Consider the following 18,126-nt stretch of genomic DNA (forward strand, 5'->3'; position numbering starts at 1 on the left):
TATTTACCACACCATTTTTAGTTAAAAACATGATTACTCGAAGGGAATATTTATGACCGAGCTCAAGCTTAACCCTTATTTCGGCGAATACGGTGGGATGTACGTACCGCAGATTTTAGTGCCTGCATTAAAACAACTCGAAACGGCCTTTGTTGAAGCACAACAAGATGAAAGCTTTATCGCTGAATTTACCGACCTGCTAAAGAACTATGCTGGCCGCCCAACAGCGCTAACACTGACCCGTAATTTAAGTCCAAATCCGTTGGTAAAAATTTACCTAAAACGTGAAGACTTACTTCATGGCGGCGCCCATAAAACCAACCAGGTATTGGGACAAGCGTTGTTAGCCAGACGCATGGGTAAAAAAGAAATCATCGCTGAAACCGGTGCGGGTCAACACGGCGTAGCCACTGCTCTAGCCTGTGCGCTTTTAGGCTTAAAATGTAGAGTCTACATGGGCGCTAAAGACATTGAACGTCAATCGCCAAATGTGTTCCGCATGAAATTAATGGGCGCTGAAGTTATACCGGTTACCTCAGGTTCATCAACCCTAAAAGATGCGTGTAACGAAGCCATGCGCGACTGGTCGGGCAGCTATGATAAAGCACATTACTTATTAGGCACCGCTGCTGGACCGCACCCATTCCCGACAATTGTGCGCGAGTTTCAGCGCATTATTGGTGAAGAAACTAAAAAACAAATTCTTGAAAAAGAAGGCCGTTTACCCGACGCCGTTATTGCCTGTGTTGGCGGAGGCTCAAATGCTATTGGTATGTTTGCTGACTTTATTGACGAAGCATCGGTTGAGTTGATTGGCGTTGAACCTGCAGGTAAAGGCCTTGATACGGCAATGCACGGCGCGCCGCTTAAACACGGTAAAACAGGTATATTCTTTGGCATGAAATCACCGTTAATGCAAAACAGTGACGGACAAATTGAAGAATCGTATTCAGTTTCTGCCGGACTTGATTTTCCATCGGTAGGCCCACAACATGCACATTTAAACGCTATTGGTCGTGCTCGTTATGAGTCTGCAACCGATGATGAAGCACTTGAAATGTTCCAAACACTCGCTCGTTGTGAAGGCATTATTCCTGCATTAGAATCAGCCCACGCACTTGCTTACGCCGTTCGCATGGCAAAGGAAGCCACTAAAGAAACCATTTTAGTGGTTAATTTATCAGGTCGTGGTGACAAAGATATTTTCACAGTGGCAGATATTTTAGAGGCCAAACAAAAACAACAGGAGAGCGGCAATGAGTAACCGTTATCAAGCAAAATTTGCTGCACTGAAAGCACAACATCAAGGCGCATTTGTTCCCTTTGTGACCATTGGCGATCCAAGTCCTGAATTATCGATGAAAATCATTCAGACCTTAGTTGATAATGGCGCTGATGCACTTGAATTAGGTTTTCCTTTTTCAGATCCATTAGCCGATGGCCCGGTGATACAAGGTGCTAACCTGCGCTCATTAGCGGCAGGTACTAAACAAAGTGATTGCTTTGACATTATCGCTAAAATACGTGCGCAATATCCTGAGCTGCCTATCGGATTATTGCTATATGCCAACTTAGTATTTGCTAATGGTATCGATTCATTTTATGCCAAAGCACAAGCTGCTGGTGTTGATTCTGTATTGATTGCCGATGTGCCTGTAGAAGAATCAAAACCCTTTAGTTTGGCTGCAAAAGCACATGGTATCGCGCCTATCTTTATTGCACCGCCTAATGCTGATGCTGACACCTTAAAACTGGTTAGTGAACAAGGTGAAGGTTATACCTACCTATTATCTCGTGCCGGCGTAACGGGCACTGAATCCAAAGCGGGTGAGCCAATTGAGAATATTCTGGCGCAACTGGTCGAATTTAATGCCCCACCGCCACTATTAGGTTTTGGTATTGCTGAACCGGAGCAAGTACGCGCCGCCATCAAGGCTGGAGCCGCGGGTGCTATTTCAGGTTCTGCCGTGGTTAAAATCATTGAAGCGCAACAACATGATGAAGTGACATTATTGGCCAAACTCGCCGAATTTACCGCAGCAATGAAAGCGGCTACATAACGGCCACTTTCAGGTTGAAAAAGGAGCGATTTTATTGCTCCTTTTTTTATGTCCGTTATACTAGGACAAATATCAACCAATTCGGTATTATATGAAAAGTTCGTTAATAGGGATTTTAACGATTACCATTCTATTTGTTAGCTACAGTCTTAAGGCTGTAGCCCCTTCCGCACAACCTAAAACTATCGTCACTTATAATGCTGCAATTCATGGGATTGACCCAAAACAAGCGTATTTTGTCTCATTACTTGAACTTGCGTTAGAAAAAAGTCGCGATAAATATGGTGACTTTCAAATGAATGCCGCCATGATCCAAATGCCACAGGGTCGAGCACTTAAAATGGTGGCTGATAACACGATTATTGATGTTGTCTGGACCATGACCAGCATTGAACGAGAAGATCAATTACAAGCTATTTATGTGCCATTACTTAAAGGACTAATGGGTTACCGAATTGGGCTAATCCGTAAAAATGATCAAGCTAAATTTGACAACATAAACGCCATAGAAGACATCAAAAAGACCTTAATTGGCCAAGGCGCTGATTGGCCAGATGTACCTATTTTGCACAGTAATGGTTTTACCGTCACATCTGGCAGTGATAGTCGTTTAATAGCCATGTTACTGAAAGGTCGCTTTGACTACTATCCCCGCTCAATACACGAACCATGGCGAGACTTGGACCGTTATCCAGACCTAGCACTTGAACAAAAAATCTTATTAAAGTATCCCGCGCCCATTTATTTTTTTGTCAGTAAAGACAACACATCCTTAGCTCAGCGCATCGATGACGGTAGCTTCGATGACTTATTCTATAACCACCCAATCACTCAAGGTATGCTCAGTAAATCCGAATTAGATAACCGCACCGAATTTGTGCTGCATAATCCCTTTTTATCTAAAAAAAGTGCTGATCTACTAAGTGAAACTCAGTTATGGCTCACCTTAAAACAACAATGATCACTAAGGTTGCAATTGCACAACTGCTTATGGTTCATAAACACTATCTCATCATGTTACAATCGGCGTATATTGTCGTAGTGACAGCTGTTTGTTGTCCTTTTTCTGCAAGAGATTTTTATGAAACAACTGTTAGACTTTTTACCACTGGTCATTTTTTTTGCCGTTTACAAATTCTATGATATCTACGCCGCAACAGGAGTATTGATTGCTGCCACGGCTATTCAACTCGTCATTACGTATCTGATTTATAAACATATTGAAAAAATGCATTTAGCCACCTTCGCCATGGTAACTGTATTTGGTTCGCTCACCCTATTTTTCCACGATGATGCTTTTATCAAATGGAAAGTCAGTATTGTTTATGCCTTGTTTGCTATAGGGTTAATTGCCTCACAAATCATGGGAAAATCAGCGCTTAAGAGCATGTTAGGCAAAGAAATGAAAGTAGACGATAGAATATGGACTCAAGTCACATGGTATTGGGTTGGATTTTTTGTATTATGTAGTTTCGCCAATATTTATATTGCGTTTAATTTACCTTTAGAAACCTGGGTTAACTTCAAAGTATTTGGCTTAACCGCCCTTACCTTAATTAACACAGTGATAACGGTAGTGTATCTGTATAAAAATATGCAAGATGACAACTCGCAACCTACTGATAACCAATAATTGTTTATGTAAAATCAAATAAAGGAAGCAGCTATATGTGGTATATGATTTCATCTCAAGATATTGAAAACAGTTTAGAAAAACGTTTATCTGTTCGTGCTGAACATTTAGCCCGTTTACAAGTTTTAGCCGATGAAGGCCGTTTATTAACCGCTGGACCACATCCTGCTATTGATAATGAAAATCCTGGTGAAGCGGGTTTCACAGGGTCATTAGTGGTTGCTGATTTCCCTTCATTAGAAGATGCACAAGCTTGGGCAGATGTGGATCCTTATATTGGTGCTGGCGTGTACAAAAGCGTTATCGTTAAGCCATTTAAACGAGTGCTTCCTTAATGAAAATAGTTTCTTTTAATATCAATGGTATTCGTGCTCGCTTGCATCAACTGCAAGCTCTCATCGACAGTCATTCACCCGATATAATTGGCTTACAAGAAACCAAAGTACATGACGAAGCTTTTCCTGTTGCTGACGTTGAGGCTATGGGGTACAAAGTCCATTATCATGGTGGCAAAGCACATTACGGTGTCGCTATGCTGTCAAAAGCAGAACCTCTTGAAATCATTAAAGGGTATGAAACCGATGATGAAGACGCGCAACGCCGTCTTATTATTGGTCAGTTCACACAAGATAATGGCCGTATATTAACCGTTTTTAATGGTTACTTCCCACAAGGTGAAAGTATCCATCACGAAACGAAATATCCAGCTAAGCGCAAGTTTTATCAAGACTTAATGCTGCATTTAGATAAACATCACAATCCAAGTGAAGACATCGCGATTATTGGCGACATTAATATTTCGCCAACCGATTTAGACATCGGTATTGGTGAGGTTAACGCCAAACGTTGGTTAAAAACCGGTAAATGTAGTTTCCAACCAGAAGAACGTGAATGGTTAGCACGTTTACAGCAATGGGGCTTTATCGACAGTTTCCGTCAATTACACCCTACTCGCACTGAACGTTATTCATGGTTTGATTATCGTAGTAAAGGTTTTGATGATAACCGTGGACTTCGAATTGACGTCATTCTGGTCACAGAGTCAATGTTGCCACGTTTAGTTGAGTCAGATGTAGATTACGAATTACGTGGTATTGATAAACCATCAGACCATGCGCCAATTTGGAGCACATTTAGTTAATCTAAGTGGATGTTAACTGACCCTTAGATTAAACGACATGATGCTTGAACAAAAAACGCTATGCCTAACAGCATAGCGTTTTTTTATGATTGTTAACTCTGCATTAGCCATTAGCCCATGCTTGTAGTTAACCCATATTAGCCGTTAACTAACCTAAACTTGGAATAATAAACACCTTTCAAACTGCTCCCTATCTTGCTAACTTTGTCTTGCTAACTTTATTGAATTAACTTGCAGTAGGCTTAACTAAAAAAAGTAACGGCTAGACACTTGCCATTGTTGCTCAAGCAGTTCGACCGATTCATTAAGATACGCTCTAGCAGGACGAGTTGAATCAACAGCATTGTATTCAAATTGAATAAACCACGGTCTATCGAGTTGATATTGATATGCAAGGGTCAATGATTGGCCATCTTCATTATTATTATCTTCAGGAGTAAGATCATTATCGGTAACAGAAAAGTCTTCAACTCTTAAACTTAATCTGTGCTTGTCCCAACGTTTACTCAATAACACGTAACCCGACTGAAAATCATTATCGACCACAGGATAACCATCAGTGTTGGTCATTAAGGTGGTTCCTTGCATAAATTGACTGATTAAACTGACACCAAAAGGCAAACGCCATTTTGCGCCAACATGACCAAACTGGGTCAACCACACATATTGACCTTGCTTAACAATATGCGTATTGGCGTTATTGTCATAATACCCCGCTTGAATACTGCCTTTATTACGCCAAGTCCACTTTGCGAGTACATGCCCACCGATACGGTCGTCAAGTTCAGTAAAAGGGTCTGAGTTAGCGGCTTGGGCCTCTAACATACCCCCCTCTTCCATTGCAGGAATGGCAGCGATGGGAATGGTTTCTTGCACTAATGTTTGTCTTGAGGTTTGAGTCCAACCGTGCCAAGCCAGCATCGCGCCGGTGGTATCGTTAAACATAAAGGCTTCTGCAGTTAACGAAAAATCATGCTCTGATTGCCGATATTTCCCTAATGATTCAACCGTTGTCGACAGGCCAATATGCCTAACCTCTTCGGCCAGCCAACTATTCATGGTTGAATAGTTTAAGGTGAAAGGTGATGCCCATGCGGTAGCAACATTTTCTAACGATATTTGCGGATACATCAAGCCAAACTGAACATCAAACCGAATACCTTGCTCACTCGGAATATCCCGATAACGTAAAATGGCTTCAGTGATACCTAACCCATTATTGATACCATCAACATATCCATTCGCCACAATACGACTCGACCAGGCATCGCCCCATTGGCTGTGATAACTTAACCCCAGTTGTGATAAGGCTAAGTGCGCGCCATTATTAACGCCAAACTTGCCCAATCCACCATCCAAATAAGAATCGATGCTATCGGCATAACCAACACGGACATCTATCACGCCACTGAAATCATGCTCAACATCTGCATGACCAATCACGTCATTATCCAATGGTTCGGCATAAATACTGCTACTCACACACAGTAAGCAACACACTATCCTTGTACGTAAGCCGCAAATAATCAATTCTCCTACAGGTAATCAGATTGCCCTAACCAGTCATTAAACTGCTGTTCAGGCAATGGTCGCGACAAATAAAAGCCTTGGCCCATTTCGCAGTTTAGATTGGTTAACCATTCTAAAGTAGCCTTGTCTTCAATGCCTTCGGCAACCACTTTAAGGCCTAAATTATGAGCTAATTGTAACGTCGATTGCACAATGATTTGGTCTGCTTCATTTTCAAGTAACTTTTGCACAAACGACTTATCAATTTTAAGTTCATCGACCGGCAGCTGTTTCAATTGTGCCAATGAAGAATAGCCAGTGCCATAGTCATCTATTGATAACGTGAGTCCATTTTGACGCAATAACGTGAGCTGTTTTATTGCCAGCTCGGGATCAGATACCACCGCATCTTCAGTTATTTCTAACGTCATCGCGGTAACAGGTACATTATGCTCAGCGAGGGCATTAATGACCCAGTGGCAAAATTGCTCGTCTTTTAAATTTTCAGCCGAAATATTTACTGCTATACACATATCAATGCCCAGTAATTGCCAACGATGATATTGAGCCATCGCTTCGGTAATCACCCAGCGGGTCAATGCATCCATTTGCATGGTTTTTTCAGCGATAGGAATAAACGTATCCGGTGGAATAATGCCTCTAGCGGGATGATCCCAGCGAACTAACGCTTCAACATGGGTAATTTTTTGTTTGGCTAAGTTTAATTTTGGTTGGTAGTAAAGCACTAACTGATTTTGCTCAATCGCCACTTTAAGCTCGTTAATGAGTTGAAAACGTTCAATGCTATTTTTATCGATATTGGCATCGTAGATTTGATAATCACGCTTATTTATTTTAGCGTGCTGCAAAGCCGTGTCAGCTTGTCTTAGCAGGGTAACAATATCTACGTTTGGCTGATAAAAACTGACACCAGCAGTAAACTGCAAATGTAACATTACATCTTGATAGTGATAATCTTGGCCAATCTGATCTTGGAGCTTTTTGAGAAGCACATCAAACGATTGATGTTCACAATGCTTAAATGCTAAAACGAACTCATCACCCGACAATCGATAAGCTAAGGCATCGGGATTAACCTCACATAAACGTTTAGCCACTTCTTTAATTACTTCATCACCTACAGCGTGACCTAAAGTGACATTAATTTCAGTCATACGGCGAATATTAATTAAACACAGACCCATGGTTGACCCCGATACTAACCAAGGTTCAATCATGCGCTGTAATTCATTACGATTGCCTAAATTGGTTAATGGGTCATGATAGGCTTGATGAGCAATGGCTTTTTCTCGTTGTAGAATAGCTTGCTGCATCGAGGTAAATTCATTGGCTAATTGCTGTAGCTCAATACTGGAATCGACACTCACATTAGAATCATAATTACCTTGTGCGATAAAACGTGCCTGGGCAATTAACTGTGTAATAGGTCGAGTGATACTGCCCGATATCCAAAACGCCAACAGTAAGGACACCGGTAACATCATGACTAACACCGCAACTTGTTGTAACCACTGTGACTCTATTGAAGCCAACAAATCAGAGCGTGATTTATACATATAGGCATGTAGAGACTGACCATCGACTTCACCTAAAGATTGCTTCCAGAGAATATAATCGTGGTTGGTTTTCTCTTCAATGATATAACGCGATAATAATGAGCTTTCATCTTCAGGCAACGACAGACCTGAATGACCAATTTCAGTGACTTTACTTTCAGTTGTTAACATAAAACCGCTGTTTAAGCCGGTGAGCTTCTGCAACGAATTAGCTAAGGTATCATCGATAAGAAACCCAAAACCCACCCAACCGATAACGCTATTACCGCCACTAGTGAGTGGTGAAAACTTAATTTGATACAGTTTATTATCTAATAAATAGAATGGACTTAGTGTTTCAAATTCAGAACCTAACTTGTATCGAAACACCTCGTTCTGCTCCGAGCCCAGCGCAACGGCTTCACGACCTAATTCACCTTGTGAAGCCACCAGCTGGCCAATAACTTTACCTTCAGCAGACACCGCCATTGCTAAAGATGCATTAATCCGACTGCGATGATTATTTAACGCCACTAGAAAACTACGATTATCGCCATCAATAAAGATATCTTTTAAACCAAAATCCTTTGCGGCCGTCGCGGCAAATGCAGCCAAATAATAATTTCGGTTATCATATTGCGACTCGAAAACTAAACTCGCTACTTCAAGTTGATTGGCCACATACTGTTGCTCTAACCTTTGATTAGATTGATACGTTAACCAAAAAGACAAACTCAGTACGGCAATGATTAGCAATACAAAAAAAGCAAAAATCCGAGTTTGCAACCGATTAAAAAATAGCAATACTAGTATCCTTCTAAAAATTCAAATTCATCTAAACTTTGCTGGCTAGGAATATTATCAAATTCTGCCTGTAAGGTGATAGTCATAGCGTTATCTCTAGGGAAATGAACAGTTTTCACTTGCTGATTATCAGGCATTTTTAGCTGTGGATGCCACACAACCAGCTTGAAGTCATCAGCAGGTAAATCCGCAAATGTTACTATCCCTTCTAAATTGGTCACAGCATAATACGGGGTGTCGACCACCAATAAATGTCCAGACATCCAGTCATGAACATTGCAGCCCATAGACACATGCCCTGTTTGCTCAAATCTCAATATTTGCTGTTGTTGCTGATGACGAAGTTTGAATGAAAAACGCTTCGGCCCTAATGCAGAAAAAATATGATGAGTAATATCATCTTCATTGACAAAAGCCACATCATTGCCTTTTTGTACAACAGTAATATAGGGAGAAAACTGCTTATCTTTTTGATGAACTTCAGCTTTTGGCGGAGCAACGGTGGTAACAATATTGGCAGGGTCGCTGGGGAGTAAATACACCACCATGTTTTGTGCTGGTTGGCCTTGGGCATTTAACACCGCAATACTCTGCGGTGCTGCGATCGCGGCAGAGGTACTCAATAATACACAGCTTAAGGTCAGCGCTATAAAAACGCGCGTAGAGATAATAATCATTGATACTCCTAATGATGTTTGCCGAATAGCACAATAAAGCGCCGCAATAAGGTGGCGATGACACATACACCATGCTATTCACAGATATCTAATAGTATAATGCGACTAACTCAAGTGGTGTTCGACGACTAATTAGAGTCAATACACTTAAACCACCACTTAACAACTTAGTAACAGACCAGATACCTTAGTACTTTATTTCAAGCTAATCAAAAATATATCAACGATCTCCTCTTTAATGATAAGGCTGTAAGCGCTAGATTTTATATTGACTTAAAATCGCAGCTAAACCTTTAGACGATTGATTCAAATCTTTAGCTAATACACCAGCTTGTTTGGAAGTACTGCGAATCGTTTCCGATTGATGACGAATTTGATTAAGTTGTGAGGCGATATCCCTCGCAGACATGCTTTGTTGTTCCGCGGATGCGGCTATTTGGCTGCTCATATCGAACACCGCATTAATAGACTCAGCCATATGAGTAATATCATCACCGACCGCCTTAATGCTCGCACTCCCTTGGTCTGCTTCAGCAACAATCACATTGGTAATACTGGTCAGTTTTTTAGAACCTTGTTGCAACCCTTCAATCATGTTTTGAATTTCTACGGTGGCTTTTTGGGTACGCCCCGCAAGGGTTCGCACTTCGTCCGCCACCACAGCAAAACCACGACCTTGCTCCCCGGCACGCGCCGCTTCAATGGCAGCATTTAATGCCAATAAATTGGTTTGTTCAGAAATACTATCAATGGTAGTAACAGCATCATTAATTTGGGTGGCATCGCGGGAGAGCTGCTCGACAGATGAAAACGCTTCAGCGATACGCTCAGACAAATAGCTAATACGTTTGACGGCATCGTTAATCTTACTTTGGCTTTGATCCATTTGCGTTGCATTTTGCTTAGTATTTAATGATGTATCACTCGCGTGATGTGACACATCGGCTATGGCGGCCGTCATTTGATCCATGGCGTGTGCCACTGAGTCTAAAAAGTGATGTTGCTGATCAATCAGCTCGTCGTTGGTACTGGCTTGATGATTAAACTCGTTAGCGGCAACAGCCAAGGTTTCAGCATTACTGCGGATAGCACTGACCATTTCACTCATATTATCGGCGCAACGATCAATATCTTTGGCGATTAAACTGAAGTCGTCTGTACCAAAAAAGTTTAACCTCATGGTTAAATCACCGTCAGCTAGACGCTTGATTGCCATGTACATTTCCCATAAACCTCCCCCTAATGAGGTTGAGATCCAGTAACTCAACTGAAATAAGGGTAATAAACCCACCAATGCGATTATTAACATAAAACTAGTTTGGCTTAACGGCTCTTGTTCCGACGGTTGTACATTTTGACTCATCGTTAAAAATTGGTTGCCCACACTCGCCGATGCCGTCACTACATCGCCGCTACGTAACGTATTGTCGCGCCCAGATAACTGCAATTGATTTTCTTGGGCAAATTGCTTAAGGGCATCATTTGCTAAACCTTGATTATTAGCAACCGAAGCATAACTTTCAATACTTGCTTTAACACGTTGTAACGATGTTTGTTCAATTAAGTCGTTTGTTTGTTGGTAATTCATTAGCGCTACAACACTGGTGATCAATGCCACAAGTGAACACACCACCCAAAATTTTCCATTTAGGCTGAATTTAATCAAGATTGCATCAATTTTTCTAAACTGGATTTGCTTCATATAAGCTTCCTAAGGCAATTGGCCATTATCTCAACAGTGAGAACAAAACGACATAAACGAATAACACCCACACAAACGCCAATTAATATTATAGAAGAGTCTGATTATTCAGATTCAATTACTATTCAATAACCAACATTTTTAAATTTTTTGTTTGCACACAATAATAATGCCTAAGTGCGCATACACTTAGGCATTTGGCTTATTTATTATCGGCTTAAGATAATAAAACTTAAGTGCTATAGCTCACGAAAATGGCTAGATCGATAAAAACTTATTAAGCGGTAAATCGCGATATCTGATCCCCGTGGCCGCAAAAATTGCATTGGTTAAACTCGGTGCAACAGGCGGTACGCCTGGCTCACCAACACCGGCAGGTTTTGCCGTAGACTCAATAATATAGGTCTCAATATCAGGGCATTGCGGTAAACGCAATAACGGATAATCATGGAAGTTAGATTGTTCAACCTTGCCATCTTTAAAGCTGATTTCGCCCATCATGGCTAAACTTAACCCAAAAATGATTGCGCCTTCTAGTTGTGATTTAACCCGATCAGGATTAACCACTCTACCGGCGTCAATCACCGCTATGGATTTCAATACTTTAAGCTGTTTATCCACCACTTCAACTAATGTTGCTACCGCAACATAGCTAACAAAACTGCGATGAACAGCCATACCCCAACCTTGGTTTTCAGCCGCTTTAGGCGCATCTGCCATTACCGCTTCTAACTTATCTAACACCTTATGATAACGGCCCACATCAACGGGATGATCCGCTAACTCCTCACCGTAATTACCATAAGTAAAAGCTTGATTTTCAAACGGCTCAATTCGAGATGGACCTAATAAATCACGCCACATTTGCACACAGGGTTTGTTAGCATTTACCGCTATTTCGTCGACAAAACTGCCAATACCAAAAGCATGTTGAATATTACATACTGATCGCATCCAACCTATACGAGTGTGTGCAGGAGCTTTAACGGCTTCAAGTTGGATATTTTTAAGGGCTAGCGGTACATCGCTAAAACCTAAATCAAGTTCGCCAGCTGAAGGATATTCAACACCTTCGGCAAATGTTGAACTAATTGAAGGGAAACCAGTACGCGCTAATAATGCTGTCGGCATCTTATTGCTGTCTAATGCAACTTGATACATCTGTGCACTGATCGCATGGTAATAACCGTTTTGAATTTCGTCTTCTCGACTCCAGCAGACTTTGATCGGCTTATTGAGTTTTTGCGATAAAATAGCGGCTTCAACACTAAAGTCCGGCTTAGATTTACGTCCAAAACCACCGCCCAACAAAGTCACATTAACCGTAACTTGCTCTTCTTTAAGCCCTAACGCACCTGCCACATTTTGCTGGGTACTTTGTGGTGTTTGGCTCGAAGCCCACAACTCGCAACCTTCAGCCGTCACATTCGCCGTTGCTACTGGCGGCTCCATCATTGCATGAGTTAAATACGGAACGGTATAAACGGCCTTAACCGTAGAAGCTTGTGGCCAATCAGTAACAGACTCACCTAATTGACGCATCACTTTACCCGGTTGGTTAACTCGCTCGACCAAGCCTTGCAAATATGTCTCTGAGTCATGACTATCATTAATCGATTTAGACCAGGTAATGGTTAACGCTTTACGTGCTTCAATTGCACTCCAGCTGTTTGTTGCAATCACGGCAACCCCACCTAGAGCTTGGAATAATGGCGCACCTTTAGGCACTGGCAAAGTAATAATATCAACCACCCCAGCAATCTTACGGGCTTTTGCATCATCAACACTAACCACATCACTGCCTAACACTGGCGGACGAGTGATACTGGCATACAACATTCCATCGAGTTTAATATCATATCCGTATATTGCTTTACCCGTTAGCATCGCATCCATGTCGACAATGGTGTGGGATTGACCGATATGAGTGAATTCACTTTCGGGCTTGAGCACAACCGAATCTAACTCTGGCATCGCTAATGTCGCTGCAACTAGTGCTAACTCACCGTAAGTAAGACTCTTTTTACTGCCTTTGTGATGGACTTTATGAGCTTTAGCGTACACTTCAGTCACTGGAACTTGCCATATTTGTGCTGCGGCTTGTTCAAGCATGGTTCTGGCGGTTGCGCCCATTTGGCGCATACGTTGATAATGCTTACGGATACTGCGGCTACCATCGGTATTTTGGCTGCCGTAACGTTTATCTGCTAAACCTTGAACCACGACAACCTTATCCCAATCAGCTTCCAATTCATCAGCTAAAATTTGTGGTATGCCCGTTCGGATCCCTTGTCCCATCTCAGATCGATGACAAGTCAAATACACCTTATTATCTTCCCCAATGGCCACAAACAAGTTCATCATTGCTTGCTTGTCTTGAGCTAACGCCATTGGGCTCCAACTTAAGCCTGTTGCGCCTAACGCTAATCCACCACCGACTGCACCAAATATCTTTAATACGTTACGACGACTAATATTTTCAACTGCTGTGAATGTGGTCATGATCACGCCTCCGAAGCCGATTGAATAGCGGCTTTTATCCGTGGATAAGTCCCACAACGACAAATATTACCCGACATGGCATCGGCTATTTGTGTTTCAGTAGGTTTGGGCGTCGAGGTTAATAACGCAGCAGCAGACATTAACTGCCCCGCCTGACAATAACCACATTGCGGTACATTATGTTCTAACCAAGCTTGCTTTAACTTTTCAGCCTCAAGACCTTCAATAGTGGTAACTTGCTTGCCTTGTACTTGTTTTAAACTGGTTAAACACCCGCGCATAGGACTACCGTCAACATGAATAGTGCATGCCCCACAAAGCCCTGCGCCACAACCAAATTTGGTGCCAGTTAGGCCTAATATGTCACGCAATGCCCAAAGAACGGGCATATTAGGGTCAGCATCGAGGGTGAAATCCTTTCCATTTACCATCAGTTTTTGTGTTGGGGTTGTCATAATTAATCCTTATTATCTAACCAACGAGCTAAGTCAGCTGGTGTATCAATATCAAATTGCGCTTGTTCCATCTGAACAACGTTCAAGCTATTATTTTTATCATGTTGTTTTAAAATGCTTTTAGCACCTTTATCGCCATCAATCGACATCAAAACATTAATATCTTCAGCTAAAAAAATAGCTGGAACACCCACATTTTGCAGGTAAAAAGCGCAAGTAGTTAAGTTATTACGAATATAAGCTTCTATCAATTGCAAATACTCTGTCTCTTGCAAAGCCACTTGGTCGGCTAATACGATTAACATTGCATCCGCTTGTTGGCTTTGAGCATAACGCCCTGCAAGTTTTACCGAGCTTGATAAGCCTAACTGCCAATTATCATTGATGAGCCGATGATGATCCGCAGTGATCGCCAATACTTCATCCGTTTGATGTGCACCTAATATTACCACCGCTGGGGCGATACCCACTGCGGTGGTGACGCGATCGAGAGTCTGCAGGCAATGCTCAAGTAAGCTTAGTTCGCCTTGTACTTTGGCGACAATTTTAGCACCGTTAAAACGGCTGCTAGCGCCAGCGGCTAAGATTACAGTAACAATTTTAGGCTTCATGAATGCATGTACTCTGAGAGTTTATGACAACATCACCGTGTCAAGGCTGGTTAACTGACTTTGATACAGCACGCCATGGCATTGGGATAATATACTGAGCCCAACCGAACCAGGCAACTCGCCGCCTAATGCTAACCCTGCAGGTGCCGAAAAATAGCCACTAAAATCATCGACACTGAGTTCAGCCATGCTCAACACCTTGTCACGACGATGGGTAGGACCCAATAACGAAATATAAGCCAAAGGTATGGTTTGGAGTACCTGTAATGTTTTAGCATCAATTTGTAAATTATGGCTCATCACAAAGGCGGCATCTAAACTAGCCAAAAGTGTTGTAGACACTTCTGCTGTTGGTTTCTTGATGATCTGACATCCAGGAAAATCATAAGTACGCGCATAAGCAGTACGTTCATCAAACACACTGACTTTCCAACCAAGTGTTTGCGCCATTTGTGCAATAGGTTGTGCATCTAAGCCACCACCAAAAATACCAATGTGTACTGGTGGTCTAACTGGAATATGCAACACAGTATTATCTTGATCGACTACTGCGCGAGTTTTACTCTTGAGAGTGACAGATGTTGATAGCTCGGCGTCTTGTTCGACAAAGTGACCACTTAGTTTATTGACCGGCGTGCCATCTGCAACAACATCAATTTGATACACACCTGCATGACCACGCATTAAGGCGTCATGGACACTCACCAAACCAAGATAATTGTTCGATTTATTTAACGACACCATCATGATATTAACAATACCACCACAGCCCAGCTGATAACTGGTATCAGACTCATCGGTTGCGTCATAGGTTAACTGAATAACTTGCTGAGTTTGAATCGCACGTTGGGCGTGACGACGTAAATCCGCCTCAAGACAACCACCACTTAACATCCCTAGGCTTTTACCCATTGGATGAAATAGCATTATGGCGCCAGGTTTGCGGTAAGAAGACCCTTGTACTTGGGTAAGAACGGCGAGTACCCAGTCTTCTTGATAAGAAGGTAACCAGGTATCGAGTAAATCAACGAGGTGTTGAACCATGTTGGCTGTCCATCATTTGTAAACGCATTATCTTAAGCTAACAGACTGCGTTTACAATGCAAAGAATCAATGGTTTCAACTTATTAATAAATAACCTCAATGACCTGATCACATAACAAATTGTTAATCAAATAACTGATCGGCAACAAAAGGGTTATGTTGTCGCTCATCAGCGAACGTCGACATAGGCCCATGACCGGGAATAAAACTGACATTGAGCCCTAATGGCCATAATTTGGTGGTAATGGAGTGAAGTAAATCTTGATGATTAGATTGCGGAAAATCAGTTCGACCAATTGAGCCTCTAAAAAGCACATCGCCAACCCAAGCTAAATCAGCCATTTTATCATAAAAAACAATGTGTCCGGGTGTATGCCCTGGACAATGCAACACCTGTAAATGTTGTTCTCCCACACTCACCTCATCACCTTCATTAAGGTACTGATTCGGCTCAAAAGCTTCAGCGCGTGGAAAACCAAAGTTTTGACTTTGTTTAACTAAATTTTCTAACCAAAATTTATCCGCTATGTGCGGGCCTATAATCGGAATAGCTAATTTTTTGGCTAATTCAGCTGCTCCACCAACATGATCTATATGACCATGGGTTAATAATATTTGTTCAACACTTAACCCTAACTTAGCCACCTCAGCTAAAATTCGGTCAATATTGCCACCAGGATCAACAACCGCAGCCTTTAAGGTCTTTTCGCACCATATAACACTACAATTTTGCTGAAAAGGCGTTACGGGGATGATTTGATACTTCATCGACAACCTCGTTCTTTATGATCATTCGGTTAATTATCAGTTAATTTTACCTAGGCAGATTTGATCTAGATACCTATTTAATGTGATTTCCATCGAGTTACCGATTGTTAATCGTTAAGATGGCTCATAAAATAGTACCATTCGCGCCTAAATAAGTGCCCAAACACCGTATGAGTCAAACCATATAGATGCGCCTCTAGCACCAAAAAATAGCACCGGTACATCAGAGTTTGAAGAAATTTGCTGTCCCATTAATCAACACTGAATAGGCATTATATGCACACAGAACTCACCTTAGCAGACATTGTTGCTCGTAAGCACTTTTTCTCTGTGCCGTTAGACTATCAACAAAGTCCAAGTAAACAGATTACAGTTTTCGCTCGGGAAATTGTCAGCGTTGAGAACCAACATAAAAAGTTGCCTTATTTAGTGTTTTTTCAAGGTGGGCCAGGATTTGGTGCCGTCAGACCGATCAGCAATAACGGTTGGATAAAACGTGCGTTAACTGAATATAGAGTATTATTACTCGATCAACGGGGCACCGGACTATCAAGCCCAGTTAATGCCACCAGCTTAAGCTACATGAGTTCAACAGACCAAGCGGACTACCTAAGCTTTTTCCGTGCAGACAATATTGTTCGAGATGCGGAGTATATTCGCGCAAAATTATCGCCAGACCAACCTTGGAGTATTTTAGGCCAAAGTTTTGGTGGGTTTTGTGTATTGCATTATTTGTCTGCTGCGCCAGAAGGCCTAAAAGAGGCATACATTACTGGTGGTATTCCTTCACTAGACCGCCCTGCCGAAGAGGTTTATCAAGCCACTTATCAACGTGTCATCGCCAAAAACAATGACTTTTTCAAGCGTTTTAGTGATGCACGCACCTTAGTCGATGACTTAGCAAAATACCTTTACGAAAACAAAGTCTACTTAGCCACTGGCGAGCAACTCACGGTCGAAATGTTGCAGTTGCTAGGCATTAATATCGGTATGGAACAAGGCCCTGAAGCGGTTTACTATCTGCTTGAACAAGCGTTAATTGAAACGCCGCATGGTATCGACATTAATCCACTTTTTTTACATCAGTTCAGTCAATTTCTCGACTATAACACCAACCCTATTTTTGCATTAATGCATGAGTCTATTTATTGTCAGCAACAAGCATCAGCTTGGGCCGCATACAGAGTACGAGCACAATACAGCCAATTTAACTATCGTCCTGACAAACCATTATTGTTCACTGGCGAAATGGTCTATCCGTGGATGTTTGCCCAATTTGAACAACTCATTCCACTGCAACAAGCCGCTGAACTTATCGCAGCGAAAAAAGACTGGCCTGCGTTATATGACCTAGAGAAACTGGCGAATAATAAAGTCCCGGTTGCAGCCGCGATATACAGCGAAGATATGTTTGTCGAAATGCAATACAGTTTAGAAACCACTAAAAAAGTGGCTAACCTTAAGTACTGGCTCACATCAGAATATGAGCACAATGGTATTCGTATGGACGGCGAACGCGTACTCGATAAATTGATCAGCCTCAATCGTGGCCACTGTTTACGCTAGTGACTCAATACTGGTCAACGTGTTCAGCTTTTAGCTTCAATAACATAAAAAAAGGGGCATAAGATTACTCTTATGCCCCTTTTTCATTAATATCAGTC

16 protein-coding genes are annotated in these 18,126 nt (G+C 41.9%); 7 read left to right on the forward strand and 9 right to left on the reverse strand.

Translation table 11 applies throughout. The features are described 5' to 3' along the window. The first annotated feature begins 52 nt into the window (after positions 1-52). From trpB to xthA, 6 genes are all read left to right on the forward strand, one after another. Positions 53-1,264, forward strand: a complete 1,212-nt coding sequence (gene trpB, locus AAEY99_RS14750; protein ID WP_101086751.1) for a tryptophan synthase subunit beta — start codon at positions 53-55, stop codon at positions 1,262-1,264. Continuing rightward, a complete protein-coding gene (gene trpA, locus AAEY99_RS14755) occupies positions 1,257-2,060 on the forward strand; it encodes a tryptophan synthase subunit alpha (protein WP_351010985.1) in 804 nt (267 codons plus the stop codon). The genes trpB and trpA overlap by 8 nt, the downstream gene beginning before the upstream one ends. 91 nt (positions 2,061-2,151) lie before the next feature. After that, a complete protein-coding gene (locus tag AAEY99_RS14760; protein ID WP_351010987.1) occupies positions 2,152-3,021 on the forward strand; it encodes a transporter substrate-binding domain-containing protein in 870 nt (289 codons plus the stop codon). 120 nt (positions 3,022-3,141) lie between these two features. Continuing rightward, entirely contained in the window at positions 3,142-3,693 is a 552-nt protein-coding gene (locus tag AAEY99_RS14765) for a septation protein A (protein ID WP_162023420.1), read from the forward strand. Between the two features lie 35 nt (positions 3,694-3,728). After that, positions 3,729-4,028 (forward strand): YciI family protein, encoded by a 300-nt coding sequence (locus AAEY99_RS14770; RefSeq protein WP_101086747.1) that lies wholly within the window; start codon positions 3,729-3,731, stop codon positions 4,026-4,028. Further along, a complete protein-coding gene (gene xthA, locus AAEY99_RS14775) occupies positions 4,028-4,834 on the forward strand; it encodes an exodeoxyribonuclease III (protein ID WP_101086746.1) in 807 nt (268 codons plus the stop codon). Before AAEY99_RS14770 ends, xthA begins: the two co-directional genes overlap by 1 nt. A gap of 246 nt (positions 4,835-5,080) precedes the next feature. Here xthA and AAEY99_RS14780 read toward each other — a convergent pair whose 3' ends face one another. The 9 genes from AAEY99_RS14780 to AAEY99_RS14820 form a co-directional block, all read right to left on the reverse strand. Further along, positions 5,081-6,316, reverse strand: a complete 1,236-nt coding sequence (locus AAEY99_RS14780) for a hypothetical protein (RefSeq protein ID WP_351000042.1) — start codon at positions 6,314-6,316, stop codon at positions 5,081-5,083. 53 nt (positions 6,317-6,369) lie between these two features. Beyond that, positions 6,370-8,703, reverse strand: coding sequence for an EAL domain-containing protein (locus AAEY99_RS14785; protein ID WP_101086744.1), 2,334 nt, complete (start codon positions 8,701-8,703; stop codon positions 6,370-6,372). Between the two features lie 2 nt (positions 8,704-8,705). After that, positions 8,706-9,380, reverse strand: a complete 675-nt coding sequence (locus AAEY99_RS14790; protein ID WP_351010989.1) for a cupredoxin domain-containing protein — start codon at positions 9,378-9,380, stop codon at positions 8,706-8,708. A gap of 256 nt (positions 9,381-9,636) precedes the next feature. Next, positions 9,637-11,082, reverse strand: a complete 1,446-nt coding sequence (locus AAEY99_RS14795; RefSeq protein ID WP_101086743.1) for a methyl-accepting chemotaxis protein — start codon at positions 11,080-11,082, stop codon at positions 9,637-9,639. Between the two features lie 258 nt (positions 11,083-11,340). Next, on the reverse strand, positions 11,341-13,584 hold the full coding sequence (locus AAEY99_RS14800) for a xanthine dehydrogenase family protein molybdopterin-binding subunit (RefSeq protein WP_182744981.1): 2,244 nt from the start codon (positions 13,582-13,584) through the stop codon (positions 11,341-11,343). Between the two features lie 2 nt (positions 13,585-13,586). After that, on the reverse strand, positions 13,587-14,039 hold the full coding sequence (locus AAEY99_RS14805) for a (2Fe-2S)-binding protein (RefSeq protein ID WP_101086741.1): 453 nt from the start codon (positions 14,037-14,039) through the stop codon (positions 13,587-13,589). A gap of 2 nt (positions 14,040-14,041) precedes the next feature. Then, complete coding sequence (locus tag AAEY99_RS14810; protein WP_351010991.1) at positions 14,042-14,650, reverse strand: nucleotidyltransferase family protein; 609 nt, start codon at positions 14,648-14,650, stop codon at positions 14,042-14,044. A 21-nt stretch (positions 14,651-14,671) separates the two neighbouring features. Beyond that, the gene (locus AAEY99_RS14815) at positions 14,672-15,694 is read right to left on the reverse strand and encodes an XdhC family protein (RefSeq protein ID WP_351010993.1); all 1,023 of its coding nucleotides are present in this window, start codon (positions 15,692-15,694) and stop codon (positions 14,672-14,674) included. A 123-nt stretch (positions 15,695-15,817) separates the two neighbouring features. Next, entirely contained in the window at positions 15,818-16,462 is a 645-nt protein-coding gene (locus tag AAEY99_RS14820) for an MBL fold metallo-hydrolase (RefSeq protein WP_101086738.1), read from the reverse strand. 276 nt (positions 16,463-16,738) lie between these two features. Between AAEY99_RS14820 and AAEY99_RS14825 the strand changes: the two genes are divergently transcribed. After that, a complete protein-coding gene (locus AAEY99_RS14825) occupies positions 16,739-18,028 on the forward strand; it encodes an alpha/beta fold hydrolase (protein ID WP_351010994.1) in 1,290 nt (429 codons plus the stop codon). The last annotated feature ends 98 nt before the right edge of the window (positions 18,029-18,126 follow it).

The sequence above is a fragment of the Shewanella sp. S1-58-MNA-CIBAN-0166 genome, assembly GCF_040310085.1.
Lineage (GTDB): Bacteria > Pseudomonadota > Gammaproteobacteria > Enterobacterales > Shewanellaceae > Shewanella.

Bases quoted from the DNA above. Each gene is read 5' to 3' on its own strand.
- trpB (WP_101086751.1), top strand. From the start codon at position 53: ATGACCGAGCTCAAGCTTAACCCTTATTTCGGCGAATACGGTGGGATG.
- trpA (WP_351010985.1), top strand. From the start codon at position 1,257: ATGAGTAACCGTTATCAAGCAAAATTTGCTGCACTGAAAGCACAACAT.
- AAEY99_RS14760 (WP_351010987.1), top strand. From the start codon at position 2,152: ATGAAAAGTTCGTTAATAGGGATTTTAACGATTACCATTCTATTTGTT.
- AAEY99_RS14765 (WP_162023420.1), top strand. From the start codon at position 3,142: ATGAAACAACTGTTAGACTTTTTACCACTGGTCATTTTTTTTGCCGTT.
- AAEY99_RS14770 (WP_101086747.1), top strand. From the start codon at position 3,729: ATGTGGTATATGATTTCATCTCAAGATATTGAAAACAGTTTAGAAAAA.
- xthA (WP_101086746.1), top strand. From the start codon at position 4,028: ATGAAAATAGTTTCTTTTAATATCAATGGTATTCGTGCTCGCTTGCAT.
- AAEY99_RS14790 (WP_351010989.1), bottom strand. From the start codon at position 9,380: ATGATTATTATCTCTACGCGCGTTTTTATAGCGCTGACCTTAAGCTGT.
- AAEY99_RS14795 (WP_101086743.1), bottom strand. From the start codon at position 11,082: ATGAAGCAAATCCAGTTTAGAAAAATTGATGCAATCTTGATTAAATTC.
- AAEY99_RS14800 (WP_182744981.1), bottom strand. From the start codon at position 13,584: ATGACCACATTCACAGCAGTTGAAAATATTAGTCGTCGTAACGTATTA.
- AAEY99_RS14805 (WP_101086741.1), bottom strand. From the start codon at position 14,039: ATGACAACCCCAACACAAAAACTGATGGTAAATGGAAAGGATTTCACC.
- AAEY99_RS14810 (WP_351010991.1), bottom strand. From the start codon at position 14,650: ATGAAGCCTAAAATTGTTACTGTAATCTTAGCCGCTGGCGCTAGCAGC.
- AAEY99_RS14815 (WP_351010993.1), bottom strand. From the start codon at position 15,694: ATGGTTCAACACCTCGTTGATTTACTCGATACCTGGTTACCTTCTTAT.
- AAEY99_RS14820 (WP_101086738.1), bottom strand. From the start codon at position 16,462: ATGAAGTATCAAATCATCCCCGTAACGCCTTTTCAGCAAAATTGTAGT.
- AAEY99_RS14825 (WP_351010994.1), top strand. From the start codon at position 16,739: ATGCACACAGAACTCACCTTAGCAGACATTGTTGCTCGTAAGCACTTT.